This window comes from Flavobacterium sp. LC2016-13 (genome assembly GCF_009707955.1).
Classification (GTDB): Bacteria; Bacteroidota; Bacteroidia; order Flavobacteriales; family Flavobacteriaceae; genus Flavobacterium.
The window spans coordinates 1-15,742 of the sequence record NZ_WMDQ01000003.1 but is presented as its reverse complement, the minus strand read 5'-3'; the positions used below and the strand labels follow the sequence as shown (position 1 = coordinate 15,742).

At 33.9% G+C, this 15,742-nt stretch carries 12 protein-coding genes; 11 read left to right on the top strand and 1 reads right to left on the bottom strand.

Annotated features, from left to right (window positions below; translation table 11 throughout):
- The first annotated feature begins 355 nt into the window (after positions 1-355).
- From GKZ86_RS07330 to GKZ86_RS07295, 8 genes are all read left to right on the top strand, one after another.
- Positions 356-3,655, top strand: coding sequence for a TonB-dependent receptor (locus GKZ86_RS07330; RefSeq protein ID WP_154782461.1), 3,300 nt, complete (start codon positions 356-358; stop codon positions 3,653-3,655).
- A 10-nt stretch (positions 3,656-3,665) separates the two neighbouring features.
- Complete coding sequence (locus tag GKZ86_RS07325; protein ID WP_154782460.1) at positions 3,666-5,138, top strand: RagB/SusD family nutrient uptake outer membrane protein; 1,473 nt, start codon at positions 3,666-3,668, stop codon at positions 5,136-5,138.
- Between the two features lie 66 nt (positions 5,139-5,204).
- Complete coding sequence (locus GKZ86_RS07320; protein WP_194632501.1) at positions 5,205-6,566, top strand: DUF4832 domain-containing protein; 1,362 nt, start codon at positions 5,205-5,207, stop codon at positions 6,564-6,566.
- A 27-nt stretch (positions 6,567-6,593) separates the two neighbouring features.
- Positions 6,594-7,466, top strand: coding sequence for a PKD domain-containing protein (locus tag GKZ86_RS07315; RefSeq protein WP_154782458.1), 873 nt, complete (start codon positions 6,594-6,596; stop codon positions 7,464-7,466).
- Positions 7,467-7,647: 181 nt separating this feature from the next.
- Entirely contained in the window at positions 7,648-8,745 is a 1,098-nt protein-coding gene (locus GKZ86_RS07310; protein WP_154782457.1) for an acyltransferase family protein, read from the top strand.
- A 56-nt stretch (positions 8,746-8,801) separates the two neighbouring features.
- Positions 8,802-10,178, top strand: coding sequence for a Gfo/Idh/MocA family protein (locus GKZ86_RS07305; RefSeq protein WP_154782456.1), 1,377 nt, complete (start codon positions 8,802-8,804; stop codon positions 10,176-10,178).
- 241 nt (positions 10,179-10,419) lie between these two features.
- Positions 10,420-11,448: a rod shape-determining protein gene (locus GKZ86_RS07300; protein ID WP_154782455.1), complete on the top strand. Its 1,029-nt coding sequence runs from the start codon at positions 10,420-10,422 to the stop codon at positions 11,446-11,448.
- Between the two features lie 123 nt (positions 11,449-11,571).
- Positions 11,572-12,030 carry an RNA methyltransferase gene (locus GKZ86_RS07295; RefSeq protein WP_059116813.1) on the top strand — a complete coding sequence of 153 codons (459 nt, stop codon included), beginning with the start codon at positions 11,572-11,574 and terminating at the stop codon, positions 12,028-12,030.
- A gap of 119 nt (positions 12,031-12,149) precedes the next feature.
- Here the strand turns inward: GKZ86_RS07295 and GKZ86_RS07290 are convergent, their stop codons facing one another.
- Positions 12,150-13,109, bottom strand: a complete 960-nt coding sequence (locus GKZ86_RS07290) for an aldo/keto reductase (RefSeq protein WP_154782454.1) — start codon at positions 13,107-13,109, stop codon at positions 12,150-12,152.
- A gap of 119 nt (positions 13,110-13,228) precedes the next feature.
- Here GKZ86_RS07290 and GKZ86_RS07285 point away from each other — a divergent pair, with 119 nt between their 5' ends.
- The 3 genes from GKZ86_RS07285 (at position 13,229) to GKZ86_RS07275 (ending at position 15,119) form a co-directional block, all read left to right on the top strand.
- Entirely contained in the window at positions 13,229-13,576 is a 348-nt protein-coding gene (locus tag GKZ86_RS07285; protein WP_154782453.1) for a helix-turn-helix domain-containing protein, read from the top strand.
- A gap of 13 nt (positions 13,577-13,589) precedes the next feature.
- Positions 13,590-14,447, top strand: a complete 858-nt coding sequence (locus GKZ86_RS07280; protein WP_154782452.1) for an AraC family transcriptional regulator — start codon at positions 13,590-13,592, stop codon at positions 14,445-14,447.
- A gap of 177 nt (positions 14,448-14,624) precedes the next feature.
- On the top strand, positions 14,625-15,119 hold the full coding sequence (locus GKZ86_RS07275) for a hypothetical protein (RefSeq protein ID WP_154782451.1): 495 nt from the start codon (positions 14,625-14,627) through the stop codon (positions 15,117-15,119).
- Positions 15,120-15,742: the final 623 nt, after the last annotated feature.

The window sequence follows — 15,742 nt, the reverse complement described above, 5'->3', positions numbered from 1 at the left end:
TATTATTTAGTTTAGCCAATAAGAAGTTAAAAAAGAGCTTTTTTTAAGGTCCATTTTGAAGTTGAAAATGAGTTTCAATCTTCGGAAGAAAGGAAATGAAAATTTGAAATTACGGAATCTGAAACGTAATTAAATAATTGATAATTAGGCGAGACATAAACCCAAAATAAAGAATATCAGTTAAAAAATAAATAACCAAACGAAAACAAAACAAAAAACAAAAACCCGAAAAAATTATGAAACCAAAAAAAACATAACCTGAACTCTTTCGCTTTGTGTTTGCTAAAATCGCTAACCATTTTTTACTCACACAAAGTATGCTTTTCACATTAACCAATAAACTAACCAGAATAATATGAAAAAAAGTAATAAGTTACTAAATGGTAGCTATCAGGAATTAAAATTTAATTTAAAAACAATAATTACAGTTTTAGTCCTGATTGTCACTGTTGTAAAAGTAAATGCTGTAACATCTTCGGATAGCAGCAAAAAATCAGAGATTACAAATAAAAAATCAGATGCGGACATAATCATCAAAGGTGTTGTTTTAGATGAGTTAGGACAACCTATGATTGGTGTAACGATTGTTCCAAAAGGATCATCAAGAGGCACAACAACTGATTTTGACGGAACGTTTACTATTGTAGTTCCTTCTAACACAGAAGCTTTGGTGTTTTCTTATGTAGGATACGACAATAAAGAAGTTTTGATAGCCAACCAAACCAATCTTAAGGTTTCTATGGTGCCGGTATCAAAAACCTTAAATGAAGTAGTTATTGTAGGTTACGGAACTCAGAAAAAGAAGAATTTACTGGGTGCTATTTCTTCTGTAAAAGGAGAATCAATGACTTTATCTTCTGCACCATCAGTTTTAACTGGCCTTCAGGGAAAAGTTGCAGGTTTACAAATTACTCAAAATAGTGCACAGCCAGGCGGAGGATTTAATATTCAGATTCGTGGAGCGGGTTCTATTAACGCTAGTAATCAGCCTTTAGTAGTTGTGGATGGTTTTCCTATTACAGATTTTGGACAACCGAATACTGGAAATCGATACGATGGTGGAACTCAGGGAATTTTAAATTCATTCAACCCAAATGATATAGAATCTATTGAGGTTTTAAAAGATGCAAGTTCTACAGCAATATATGGAGCCAGAGCTGCAAATGGAGTAATTTTAATTACAACCAAAAAAGGAAAAGAAGGAGAAGTAAGAGTAGATTATTCAGGTTCTTATTCCTATCAAAAATACAATGACAGTTATGATGTTTTGGATTTGAAAGAATGGATGCAATTACGAAATGATGCAGGAAGAGAAAAATGGGAATTTACAAATAGAGTATATCCATATTCTTCAAGAACGCTGGACGAAGCCAATGCTGATCCGGTTAATGGAATTCCGTACAAAAGATATTATTCTGATGAGCAAATCAGGAATGCAGGTAAAGGAACTGATTGGTTGTCACTGGTAACCAGAGACGGAATGGTGCAACAAAACAATTTATCATTAAGAGGAGGAACTCAGTCTACAAAATATTTTTTATCCGGAAATTTATTTAACCAGGAAGGTGTAATCAAAAATTCGGGTTTAAAAAGAACTTCATTACATTTTAGCTTAGATCAAAAGATCAATAATTATATAAGTTTAGGAATGAATCTGACTAAAAGCAGAATCAATAATCAGAACTCACAATTAGGAGGAAAGTTTGATCCTACAACCGGACAGGAAGTATCTCAATTTGAAAACTCAGGAATTATTAGAGCAGCAATTCAACAGGGACCTCAAATTTTGGCGATGGATGAATTTGGAAAATATCCAATTAATCCGGATAGTTCACAAGAACCAAATCCGTATTCATTGCTGACCATTTCAGATGAAGGTGTTGTAGACAGAACGCTAACTAATTTCTATGCAGAAGTAAAACCGATACCAGGATTAACAGCGAGATTTCAGGGAGGTTTTGATAACGGAAATTCAAGCAGAAATACATATTTGCCAAGAACGACCTTATATGGAGAGAAAGAAAATGGAAGAGCTTCTATTAATACAGCGAGAAAGAATGATGATTTATTCGACTTTACATTAAACTATACCAAAAAACTGGGATCAGATAATAACTTTAGTTTACTGGTGGGATATTCTCAACAAAAATACCGCATAGAAACTTCTTCTTTAGGAAATAACAATTTTATTACAGACTCGTTTTTGTGGAATAATATGAATGCGGGAGCGGGTACAAAAATAGTTGCCTCTTCAAAACACGAAAATAATTTCATCTCTTATTTCTCAAGATTTAATTATTCATACAAAGACAAATATATTTTAACCTCTACTATTAGACGTGATGGTGCGAGCATATTTGCCAAAAATAATAAATACGGTTTATTTCCATCGGTTGCTGTTGGTTGGGATGTTTCTCAGGAATCATTTATGAAGTTTGCAGATGATTATGTATCGCAATTTAAATTTAGATTTGGATACGGACAAACTGGTAATGCGGATATTACAACCACAGAAATTGCAGGAAGTGCTTTTGGTGCCTTTTATGCACAGCCGGCTTATTTAAATCCTGATGAATCTATTTTGATTGGTGTATTGCCTTCAAGACTTGAAAATCCTGATTTAAAATGGGAAACAACTACAGAGAAAAACTTTGGTGTTGATTTTGAAATCCTTAATAGAAGAGTTTCGGGTTCATTTGAGATTTATGATAGAGTAGTTTCAGATTTATTGAATTTAAAACCTATTAATAGTTATCATGAAGTAAACCAGGTTTGGGCAAATATTGGTAAAACACAAAGTAAAGGTATAGAACTTACTGTAAGTACCGTAAACATTGATCGCCCTGATTTTAAATGGAGAAGTACTTTTACTTATTCGAAATTTAAAACAAAATGGAAAGAAAGAGCTCCTGACTGGAAACCATCTGTTTATATGAATTATGATGATCCTGTTCGTGCACAATATAGCCAAATAGCTGATGGTGTTATGCAAATTGGAGAAGTAGTTCCGGCACAACCTGATTTATTACCGGGGCAAATAAAAATTAAAGATGTTAACGGCTTTGTAAGAGATGGTCTTGGAAATCCTGTAACAGATGAAAACGGAAAATTTTTAAGAACCGGTGCAGCCGATGGTAAAATTGATGAAGCTGACTACGTTTTACTAGGTTCTGCAGATCCTGATTTTGTAGCGGGTTTAAGCAATACGATAACATATAAAAATTTTCAATTGAATTTTCAGTTTAATGGAATGTTCGGAAGAAAAATTGTTGACCAGACGGATTTTGCTTACGGCGTATCTGCAGACGGGGTAGCGCAATATGGAAGAAATGCGACAACTGCTATTTATAACAGATGGACACCGGATAATCCAACAAATTCTCGACCAAGTTCCAATTTTGGATACTCAAATTACACCTCTGGTGATTTCTTTATGCAGAATGCTTCATTTGTACGTTTACAAAGTGTATCGTTGACTTATAATTTTCCAAAAAAATGGTTTGGATTATATATGCAAGGTGCAGCCATCAGATTAGATGGACAAAACCTTTTTACCATAACAAAATATAATGGTGTCGATCCTGAAACAGATGGTTATGCAGCAGCGTATCCAAATGTAAAAACATATACAGTAGGAATTGATCTTAAGTTTTAATAAAAAAGATATGAAAAATTTAAAAAATTATACAATAGTATTATTAATGCTGATCTTTTCAGGATGTAGCCAAGATTTAGAATCTATAAATTATGATGAGATTAATCCTGCTATATTTCCAACTTCGGAAGCAGACATTCAAGCTATTGTAGTTTCGGTCTATTATCCTTTAAGAGGTGCTTATGCTAACGGAATTCACTCAACTTCAGAAAATGGTCTGATGTTTATTTTAGATGCTACAACCGAAATTCTTCAGGGACCTTACGGAGTTCAGCAAGAAGCATCTTATCATAGTTATAAACCTACGTCAACAAATTTTACCCGTTTTTATGATGTTTTTTATAACAAAATAAGCGGGATGACTTTGAGCATCGACAGAATTGAAAAATCAAACGTTAATGAACTGGTTAAAAAGCAAGCAATTGCCGAAATTAAATGCGCAAGAGGATTATTAGCTTATGAACTTTTTGACTTGTACGGTCCAATTGTAGTTGCACCACTTGAAGTATTGCAAAAACCATTAATAGAAGAACCTTTAGCACGACTTTCTAATGCTGATATGGTGAGTTTTATCGAAAATGACCTGAAAGCTGCCGCAGTAGATTTACCTGCGCCGGACAAAGCTACTTATGGTAGATTTAGCCAAGGTATAGCAAGAATGATTCTAATAAGATTATACCTTCATGAAAAAAGATGGGCAGAAGTAGAGGAGCAAGCCAATGCAATTATGGCTATGAATTATTATGCTCTTGAAGCTGATTATGTTGGATTATGGGGATTAACAGCACCATTAAAAAGCAAAGAGGTAATTTGGGCTGTTCCGGCAGATTATGCAGGAACAAGCGAAAACCAATGGCAGATGATGGCTTTACCGGCTAATTTTCCAGGAACAACAGGTTATGGAACCATACAAAGTTCATGGAAATTTTATGATTCTTTTGAAGCAACTGACATTCGTAAAACTGCACTTGTTGCAGAATATACAGGAACAGATGGCGTAACGTATAACAGAGCAAATCCTGCAAATTATATGCAATTGGGACCAATTCCTTTAAAAATCAATCCCGATGCAGCAAGAAAATCGGCTTTAACTACAGTTGATATTATTGTATATCGTTATGCTGATGTATTATTATCAAAAGCTGAAGCATTGGTAAACAAAACCGGAACGCCAACTCAGGAAGCAATTGATTTAGTAAATATCGTAAGAAGAAGAGCTAAAATTAGCGAAATAGAATTAGCTGATTATAATACTTTGGCAAGTTTTAATGATATGATTCTTTTAGAAAGATCACACGAATACTGGTGTGAAAACGGGCAATATCGTTCAGATTTAATCAGACACGGAAAATATACAGAACATGCACTTTCTTTAAATGGTGCAGCGAGTCAAAGTGCGCCGTATAAAGCTTTATTCCCTTTTTCTTTAGATAGAATAAGTGAAGGAAAAGGTAAATTCCTTCAAAATCCGGGATATAATTAATTTTTAAGAAGACTATCACTTTTTGTGAAGATAATGACTAATCAGAATAATTTAATTAAAAAAAATATGAAGCATTTACTAATATTAATTTTCCTTTTTCTAAATCTTGCATCCAGTTGTCAAAGCGATAGCGGAAGTAACGCTGACGAAGAAGTAGACGGACAGGGAAAAGTTACTTATACGGCTTCTAACGAAGTTTTTACAAATCCGGAACGTGGTTTTATGCATTCTTGGCAGGTAAATTCAGAAGGCGCAGCAATAACAGCGGCATCTTTAGCAAATTTAAAGAAAGAAAATGTGAGCCTTATTTTGCGTTTGTATTACTTAGAAAAATTCAAAACTACAGCTTTAAGCCAAACGCAATTAGATCTTATTAAAACTGATTTTACACGTTTACGAGAAGCAGGATTAAAATGTGTTTTGCGTTTTGCTTATACCGATGCCCAGGATGGTACTGATGCTTCTGTTGCGGTTATTTCAGGACATTTAGATCAGTTGAAACCAATTCTTGAAGAAAATAAAGATGTTATTGCTTTTGTTCAGGCAGGTTTTGTTGGAGCTTGGGGAGAGTGGTATTATACCACAAACCAACTTACTACACCGGCGAATAAAAAATTGATATTGGACAAACTTTTAGAAACTTTTCCAAAAGAAATTAAAATTCAGGTAAGAACGCCAAAAATCAAACAAGATTTCGTAGCCACTACAACCGCTATGGACGCCACTGTAGGTTACGGAACCACAAATACAGCTCGTTTAGGATTTCATAATGATTGTTTTATGGCCAGTGTTGATGATTACGGGACTTATATCAATGTAACTGCCGATAAAACATATATAAGCAATGAAGCCCTTTTTGTCCCAACAGGAGGAGAAACATGTCCGCCAACCGATGTTCCGGTTGCAAGTTGCAGCATTGCCGAAAAGGAAATGACAGCACTAAAATGGACATACCTGAATCTTGATTATTATGGTCCGGTCTTACAAGAATGGAGAAATAATAATTGCTTTACAGATTTTGAAAGAAAGTTAGGTTACAGGCTTGCATTGGTATCTTCAAGCATTACAAAAGAAGTTGCATTGAATGGTTCTTTACAATTGAATGCAGTACTTAATAATTCAGGTTTTGCTCCCGTTTACAATCCAAAAAATGCTTATTTAATTTTAAGAGCGACCAACGGAACAGTGTACAAGAAAAAATTAAGCTTTGATGTTAGAAAAGTTATTCCAAGAGTAACTTTCGATTTAAAAGAAACGGTGAGTTTAACAGAATTTCCTGCGGGAACTTATGAATTGCTTTTAAAGATAGAAGACAGCTCATCAAAACTGAGCGAACGTCCTGATTATTCTATTCGTCTTGCCAATACAGGATTATGGGAATCTACAACGGGATTCAATAAATTATCACAAACGGTTATCATTAAATAGTTCTAAAAACATTTAAAACAAAAAACCATGAAAAAAATAAAATTAACCCAATATATAACAATGCTGGTAGCGTTGTTATTGCTAATAGGTTGTTCGAGCGACAATGCAGCTTCGGATTCAGCAACTAAACCTACAGCAGATTTTTCATTTACAAGTGACGGAAGCACTTTTACGTTTACCAATCTTTCTACAAACGGAACAAAATACAGATGGGATTTTGGAGATTTATATTTTACGTCAAGCGAAAAAAATCCAGTTTATACCTATCAAATTGGAGGCGAAATCAGAGTTTCTTTAACTGTTACAAACGACGCCGGAGAAGAAGCCTTTATCACAAAAGTAATATCAGCGCCTCCTATAAAAATTATAGACGTTAAAATCGACGGTGATTTTGCAGAGTGGGCAGATGTTGACATTACAGATCAAAATACATCCGGAAATGGATCTATCCAATTAATTAAAATTTGGGCTAAAGGTGCAAATGTGAGTGTGTATTTAGAAGGAAATAAAAAAATGCAGATGGAATTGGTAGACATGTTTATTAATACAGACGGTAATACACAAACCGGATTTTTACACAGCAGTTGGCCAGGCGGTTCCGGAGCAGAATTTTTATTCGAAGGCCCTATGGTAACCAATGGCTGGGGAGCATTTTACAATCATACAGATCCTAACGGAGGCTGGGGCTGGGCTGCTATTGCCGGTTCTGGAGTAAATTTAAATGCATCAGGACTTATAAGTATTTCAGATACTGCTAATGCAATGGAATTTAGTATTCCGAAGTCACAATTAGGAACATTAAGAGGTTCGATTGGTATTGCAATTACAGAAATGACTGCTGGATGGTCTGCCGTTGCAAACTTTCCTGAAGCGTCTAAGTTTTCAACCTTAAAATTGTAGTTTGTCATCGATAGCCTGTCAAAATATGCCATTAGATAGGAAGTTTTTTGAAGCGAGGTCATTTTTAAATCTAATGGCATGAGCTATCGAGTTAATATATTTTTAAAAATAATTCCGGCGATTTAATTAAAATCCCGGAATTATTTCATCAAAATTTCAATCAAAAAAGAACATAAATCAAATGAATAAAGTCATAACACATAATCGCCTGATGTCTGTAGATGTGCTGCGAGGATTTGATTTATTAATGATCATCGTGGCAGATCGTTTTTTCTACAACTTAAATACAGCAGCCAAAACCAGTTTTACAAAAACTTTGGCAGATCAGTTTGAACATCCGGAGTGGATTGGTTTTCATTTATATGATGTAATAATGCCTTTGTTTTTGTTTGTTGTAGGAGTTGTAATTCCGTTTTCATTAGGAAAAAGAAGCACAGAAACAGGATCAGATTTTAAATTGTATTCACACATTTTAAGACGATTTGTAATTCTGTTTATTTTGGGATGGATTGTTCAGGGAAATTTATTGTTTTTGGATATTTCAAAGTTTCAAATATTCAGTAATACACTTCAGGCCATTGCAGTAGGCTATTTATTTTCATCAATAGCTTACATCAATTTATCTAAAAAAGGAAGATATATATTTTTTGCAGGATGCCTTATTTTATATGCCGTATTAGTATCAATTCCGAGTTTCTTCGGACATAGTTTCGAATTATTACCCAATAAAAATCTTCCCATTTATATTGATCAACAGGTTTTTGGACGTTTTTACGATCAAACACAATATTCATGGCTCTTAACCGGATTAGGATTTACAGCCACAACAATGTCCGGATTATTTGCTGGTGAATTGTTACTGTCTTCATTATCAAGACAAAAAATTGCGAACTATTTATTTTTAATTGGAATAACCGGAATAGTTATTTCATTAATTATAGGTTTATGGCACCCAATTATTAAAAAAATATGGACGAGCTCATTTGTGATATTCTCATCAGGAATTAGTTTTGTTTTACTGGCTTTATTTTATTGGCTTGTCGATGTAAAAGGATATACAAAATGGGCATATCCGTTTCGAATTATCGGCCTAAATGCCATTGCGGCTTACGTTGGTTCGCATGTTTTAAATTTTTCTCTGATAGCCAAACAGGTTTTCTATGGTTTCGAACAATTTACCGGAGCATATTATGATGCGTTTTGCGATTTAGCAGGTTTCGGAATCCTTTATTTCCTACTTTGGTACATGCACAAAAATAAGACTTATATAAAAGTATAAGCAAACAAAACATTACAAGTAACTCACCTCAATAAATTATATTTAAATTAAAAAAAATGAAAAGTTCAAGTTTAAAATTTCTGCTGATAGCTTTTTTGCTATTAAGAATTTGCGATGCATCTGCTCAAATCATAAAAACAAAAACACCCAAAAGAGATAAAGGTCAAACCGATGTTTTGCGTTTAGCGACGCCTGCAATTCCGGTCGTTCATGTAGCCATTATTGGTTTAGGAATGCGCGGTACAGGTGCAGTTGAGCGTATTACACACATTCCGGGAGTAGAAATTGTGGCACTTTGCGATATGTTAGAAGACAGAACAAAAGCAGCGAATGATACTTTAGTAAAGCACGGAATGCCAAAAGCAGAAACATTTTTTGGAGAAGATTCATGGAAAAAAGTAACATCACTTAAAAATGTCGATCTTGTTTATATTGTGACGGATTGGAAACATCATGCGAGTATTGCTGTACAAGCAATGAAAGACGGAAAACACGTTGCTGTTGAAGTTCCTGGCGCTCTAACTATGGACGAAATATGGGATATTATTAATACATCAGAAAAGACCCGTAAACATTGTATGATGCTTGAAAATTGCGTTTACGATTTCTTCGAACTGACAACTTTAAACATGGCGCAGCAAGGTGTTTTTGGAGAAATTCTTCATGCTGAAGGTTCATACATTCACGGACTTCAGCCATATTGGGGAAATTACTGGAACAACTGGCGTATGGATTATAACCGCAAACACAGAGGCGATATTTATCCTACACACGGAATGGGACCTGCATGTTTGGCTCTAAATATTCACAGAGGAGATAAAATGAATTTCTTAGTTTCTATGGATACTAAAGCGGTTGGAAATCCTGCTTTTATTAAAGAAAAAACAGGCGAAGTAGTAACAGATTTCAGAAATGGAGATCACACGATGACCATGATTCGTACTGAAAAGGGAAAAACAATTCAGATTCAGCATGACGTTACAAGTCCCAGACCTTATAGCAGAATGTATCAGTTAACTGGAACAAAAGGATTTGCAAATAAATATCCAATTGAAGGTTATGCTATTGATGCTAAAGAAGTAGGAACAGAAATCTCTAAAGATTATCAAAACCTGAATGCAGAAGAATTTGTATCTGAAGATGTTAAAAAGTTATTAATGGAGAAATATAAAAATCCAATCGTAAAAGATATTGAAGAAAAAGCCAAAAAAGTAGGCGGTCACGGTGGTATGGATTTTATCATGGATTACCGTATGTTTTATTGTATTCAAAACGGACTTCCGTTAGATATGGATGTTTACGATTTGGCTGAATGGTCATGCCTAAGTCCGTTAACAGAAATTTCTTTGGATAATAATTCTTCACCTGTTGAAATCCCTGATTTTACTCGCGGAGGCTGGCAAAAACTAAAAACGGTTGAGTTTTCTAAATAAAGAAAAACACTGTTATTGATTGATTAGTTATTTTGTATTAGAGTATTAAATCTCCTGTTGTTCTGGCAGGAGATTTTTTTATGAAATTTAGACTTTTACAGATACAAACATACATGGAATAATTAATAGAAACCCAAAACTATAAAGGAGAATGCTACGTGTTTTTTTGCTTTTTAACCTAATTTTAATTTTTTAGAGAGAATAAAACACTAACAATGCCGTTTTTTTTAAAAACGATATTATGGGATTATTTGATTTTATGATAGTGGAAATCGCTATGGATTTGGGAACAGCCAACACTTTGATAATATATAATGGAAAAATTGTAGTAGACAGCCCTTCAATTGTGGCAAAAGATATCAGAAGCGGTAAAATTATTGCCGTTGGTAAAGAAGCCAGTTTAATGCAGGGAAAGACACACGAGAACATTAAAACAATACGTCCGCTTAAAGACGGTGTGATTGCAGATTTTGATGCTTCAGAGAAAATGATTAACTCATTTATAAAAAATATCCCTGAAATAAAGAAAAACTTTTTCACTCCGGCGTTACGAATGGTGGTTTGTATTCCAAGCGGTATTACCGAAGTTGAAATGAGAGCCGTAAGGGAATCCTGCGAAAGAGTGAACGGAAAAGAAGTTTTTCTAATTCACGAACCAATGGCTGCTGCTATAGGAATGGATTTAGATGTAATGCAACCCAAAGGAAATATCATCGTTGATATTGGTGGAGGAACTACAGAAATTGCTGTAATTGCGCTGGGAGGAATCATTTGTGACAAATCAATAAAAATAGCAGGAGATGTCTTTACCGGAGATATACTTTATTATATGAGAACACATCATAACCTTTATATTGGCGAGGCAACAGCAGAACAAATAAAAATTGAGGTAGGTGCTGCAATTGAAGAACTTGAGCATGCTCCTGATGACATGATGGTACGCGGAAGGGATTTGCTTACCGGTAAACCCAAAGAAGTCAGGATTACATCGAGAGAAATAGCAAGAGCTATAGATAAATCTGTATTGAGAATTGAAGACGCTATTATGGTAACGCTTTCAATCACGCCTCCTGAGCTTGCCGCAGATATTTATAATACAGGATTATATCTCGCTGGAGGAGGTGCAATGCTTCGCGGTCTTGATAAAAGAATTTCCCAGAAGACAGAACTTCCGGTCTATATTGCAGAAGATCCTTTAAGAGCTGTTGTTAGAGGTACTGGTATTGTTTTAAAAAATATTGATAAATATAAAGGTGTACTGTTGAAATAGGAAAAGGCTAAAATTAATATTTTAATTATTTTTAGATGCAATATTAGAAGTTTACGAATATCGGGTCTTCATTCATCTCAATAAAAAATTGATTTATGTACTTGCAGTTTGTACTTTTGCCTTATGAATGATAATTTTATTAATGAATATTTCGGGATAGGAATACAAAACGGAAAAACACCTGAAAATTTGGGTGTTTTGTGGCGATCTGCTCAAAATTTAGGCGCTACTTTTATATTTACCATAGGCAATCGATATGCTAAACAAGCCAGTGATACTCATGATGCAGTAAAAGCAATTCCTTATTTTCATTATGATACTTTTGAAGCTTTCTTTGAAAACTTACCAAAAGGAGCACGATTGGTTGGTGTTGAGTTAGATGAAAAAGCGTCTGATTTAGAAACCTTTGAACATCCAAGACGTTGTGTCTATTTATTAGGAGCAGAAGATCATGGCTTATCCAAAAAAGTAATGGATAAATGCCATCATTTAGTAAAATTTAAATCAGAAAAAAGTTTAAATGTAGCTGTGGCAGGAACTATTATCATGTACGACAGAAACCTGCCTAAACCACGATCTTAAAATAAAAAAATGCGTTGAGAAAACAATTTAGTCACCGCATTTTTTAAATTAATCAGCCTTTTGTGATTTTTCTAAAAACACATTGTGACCTACGAGATTTTCTTTTTATGAATCTGTTATTAACCTCTTACGCTTGCCAACAGATCATGCGGATATCCCAAAGTAATAGCACTCAATTTATCTAATTGCTCAATATGTTCAGTTGGTAACTCAATTGAAGAAGCTTTTATTCCGTCATTAAAATGATCAATTGTACGCGCTCCTAATATTGGAAAAGCGCCTTTAGATTTTACCCAGGCAAAAGCCACTTGTCCGGGTGTTGCTTCAACTTCTTCTGCAATGAAAAAAAGCTGATCCAGAATTGCTTTTGATTTTTCATCTTCTTGATAATCAGAACCACCAAGAGATATTCGTCCCGTTTCTCCTTTTCTATATTTTCCAGTTAATGCGCCACCAGCCAAAGGCGAATACATCATGGTTCCTAAGCCAAACTGTTCTGCCATTGGAACAAATTCACGTTCTGCAGTACGTTGTAATAAATTATATTCGATTTGCACGGCAGTCAATTTGGTCGAAGCGGCGACAGCAGCAGCCTTCCATGCCGGAAAATTAGTTAATCCGGTATAAAGAACCTTTCCACTCTTAACCAGATCTTCTAAACCTCTTATAATTTCATCAAGAGGTGTAACTCCATCATCAAAATGCGGCATATAAAGATCAATATAATCTGTTTTTAAGCGTTTCAGGCTTGATTCTACAGCTTGTCTCATTGCTTTACGGTGATTTCCAAAATTGCTGATTTTAGGCGTAGCTTCGTTGCTTTGTGTATATTTTGTGCAGATGATGAAATTACTGCGTTGGTGTTCAATAAATTTACCAATCAATTCTTCCGATTCCCCAAGTTGATATCGGTCAGAAGTATCAATAAAATTCCCGCCCGCATCTGCATAAGCCGTTAATATTTTATGAACTTCTTCAGGACTTGTTCCGTGTCCTTTACGAGTTCCAAAACTCGCCGCACCCAATATAATTTCGCTCGAATATAAGCCAGTTCCAGTTCCGAATAATTTGTATTTCATAGTGCTTTTAATTTTTTGTAAAATTACAGATCGCTTTTAAATCAGTCAAGTACGGCTAAATTCAGCCGTATAAGATTTATCATTTTTATATTTTACCTTTGATATCAATTCAAATCGTTATGTACAAAAAGAAGATTCCTGTAAATTTAGATTGCGGACTGCATTTATTTATGGAGGTAATTCAGGGCAAATGGAAAATTAGTCTGATCTGGTGTATTTATTCAGGTATAAAGCGTCCTGGTGAACTGCAGCGAAAAATACCAAAAGCATCCAGAAGACTTCTTGATACTCAGTTAAGCGAATTGGTTAATCATGGTATTCTAACCAAAATCACTTATGATGAACGTCCATTAAAAGTTGAATATGAATTGACTTCTTTAGGAAAATCGCTCATACCGGCAATTGAATATACAGCTCGATGGGGTGAAGAACATCGCGAAGAATTAGAAAAATTAATCTACGCATAATAAAAAGAATTTTATGATAAACGACTATAAAAAACACGATCTATATGGCAAAACACTGATTCAAAAAATTGAATTAACACCGCCGTTTAAATTTGATTTTCCTGTTACAGAACAGGCTTGTTTTTTATATGTGAAAGGAGGAGACGTTGAATATCTAATTGATGATGAACAGATAAATGTTGCCGCCAATTATTCGTTATTATTGAATTGTATAAATTCCGGAAAACAAATATACAATTCAAAGTCAAACAGTAATTGCGAAATTGTGATCGTTACATTCTATCCGGAAATATTAAAAAAAATATACGACAGAGAACTTCCATTATTATTTCAGGCACCCAAAAATGTAGTATCAAATAAATCAAGCGAAAAAATAAACAATGATTTTCTAATTCAGAAATACATAGAAGGGTTATTGTTTTATTTTGAAAATCCATCGCTTATCAACGAAGATATTTTGGTACTCAAAGTAAAGGAAATTATACTTTTATTGTCTCAAACACAAAATTCAGAATCGATACAGCTGATATTATCACAGCTTTTTTCTCCTACGACTTACACTTTCAAACAAATAATAGAAGCGAATTTGTTTTCGCAGCTTACCATTGATGAGTTGGCACAGCAAAACAATTTAAGCGTGTCATCATTCAAACGTGAATTTGCAAAAATATACCACGATACACCTGCCAATTATATTAAAGCTAAAAAACTTGAGAAAGCGGCAGAGTTGCTGCAGGTTTCTGATCAGCGTATTAGTGAAATAGCGTTTGATTGTGGCTTTAATGATCTCGCGAATTTTACCAAAAGTTTTACCGGAAAATACAGTGTCAGTCCAACAAATTATCGACAAAAAGGGAATAAGATTCAGTAATTATAAAGGTCATTTTTAATAAAGCTTTTCGAAGTTTTTAAGCATCCTTAGTATTTATCCGAAGGATGTTTTTTTGTGGACTAAATTGCCAAATAATTGAACTAATTAACAAAATTATTCCCCTTGATCTATCCGAAGTTTGTGATGTATTTTTCAAACAAATTTAAATCATAAAATATGGGATTATCAAGTTTAGGAATTTTTCACACCATTATAGGTGTTGCCGCAATTGTAGCCGCATTAACAGATTTTATCAAATACGGTAAAATCAATTTAAACAAATTGTCCGGCAAAATATATTTTTACGGAACAATAGTTACCTCTTTAACCTCATTAGGTATCTCAAAACATGGCGGTTTTAATCCGGGACATGTATTTTCTATTTTTATAATCTTTCTTGTATTAGCAGCCTATTTTCTGAATTCGAAAAGAAAGGATAGCGGAAGGGCACGTTATTTTGAAAACTTCTGGTTGTCTTTTAGTTTCTTTTTATCTCTTGTTCCAACTGTTAATGAAACTTTTACAAGAATTCCATTAGGACATCCGCTGGCAAAAGATATAAAAGATCCGGTGATTGGTAATACGCTTATTTTTTTATTACTTCTCTTTATTGCCGGTTCGATTTATCAGTTTAAAAAGCAGAAGTTTATTAATAAAACTGCAGGGATTTAAGTCAGGAAACATAATATTTATTCTAAAAAAGAATAAATGAGAAACGAGTTAAAGCATTAATAAAAATGCTTTAACTCGTTTTTTTATGGATGTTTTGTTCTGCTATTTTCTGATACAGTAATTTACAGCCTAATGTTTATAAGACTTTATTTTTACTGAATTTCCAGTTTCTAAAAACACTATGTGCTACGATGTTGTCACAAAAATCTGTATGCTAATTTTTAAAACATTTTTAGCATGTTATTTTGTTTCTGGTAGCCTAACGGGATAATATTCGAACCATTTTTTGTAGATCTAAAAAAATGAATGAAGCAGGATAAATGATTTTAAACATTTTTTATTATAGAGAAAGTATACCTCCAAAGACATCTTTTTTTGGAGGTATTTATTTGATTTCCTTATGTAATAATGATAGGTTTTAAAAGTTTTAAAGCAAAATGAGGAAAGCCGTAAAGTTTTAACATATTAGAAGCATAGATTTGCGAGCAAATCTAAAAATCCATCAAAATAGTAAATTTCCAATAGGCTAATGAAAAAACTTTACACATTACTTTTTATTTTACTGCCATTTTTTAGTTATTGCCAGGATATCCTTTGGGAGAAATCCTATGGAGGGCAGCAGG

Bases quoted from the DNA above. Each gene is read 5' to 3' on its own strand.
- GKZ86_RS07325 (WP_154782460.1), top strand. From the start codon at position 3,666: ATGAAAAATTTAAAAAATTATACAATAGTATTATTAATGCTGATCTTT.
- GKZ86_RS07280 (WP_154782452.1), top strand. From the start codon at position 13,590: ATGATAAACGACTATAAAAAACACGATCTATATGGCAAAACACTGATT.
- GKZ86_RS07295 (WP_059116813.1), top strand. From the start codon at position 11,572: ATGAATGATAATTTTATTAATGAATATTTCGGGATAGGAATACAAAAC.
- GKZ86_RS07330 (WP_154782461.1), top strand. From the start codon at position 356: ATGAAAAAAAGTAATAAGTTACTAAATGGTAGCTATCAGGAATTAAAA.
- GKZ86_RS07305 (WP_154782456.1), top strand. From the start codon at position 8,802: ATGAAAAGTTCAAGTTTAAAATTTCTGCTGATAGCTTTTTTGCTATTA.
- GKZ86_RS07310 (WP_154782457.1), top strand. From the start codon at position 7,648: ATGAATAAAGTCATAACACATAATCGCCTGATGTCTGTAGATGTGCTG.
- GKZ86_RS07275 (WP_154782451.1), top strand. From the start codon at position 14,625: ATGGGATTATCAAGTTTAGGAATTTTTCACACCATTATAGGTGTTGCC.
- GKZ86_RS07315 (WP_154782458.1), top strand. From the start codon at position 6,594: ATGAAAAAAATAAAATTAACCCAATATATAACAATGCTGGTAGCGTTG.
- GKZ86_RS07285 (WP_154782453.1), top strand. From the start codon at position 13,229: ATGTACAAAAAGAAGATTCCTGTAAATTTAGATTGCGGACTGCATTTA.
- GKZ86_RS07290 (WP_154782454.1), bottom strand. From the start codon at position 13,109: ATGAAATACAAATTATTCGGAACTGGAACTGGCTTATATTCGAGCGAA.
- GKZ86_RS07320 (WP_194632501.1), top strand. From the start codon at position 5,205: ATGAAGCATTTACTAATATTAATTTTCCTTTTTCTAAATCTTGCATCC.
- GKZ86_RS07300 (WP_154782455.1), top strand. From the start codon at position 10,420: ATGGGATTATTTGATTTTATGATAGTGGAAATCGCTATGGATTTGGGA.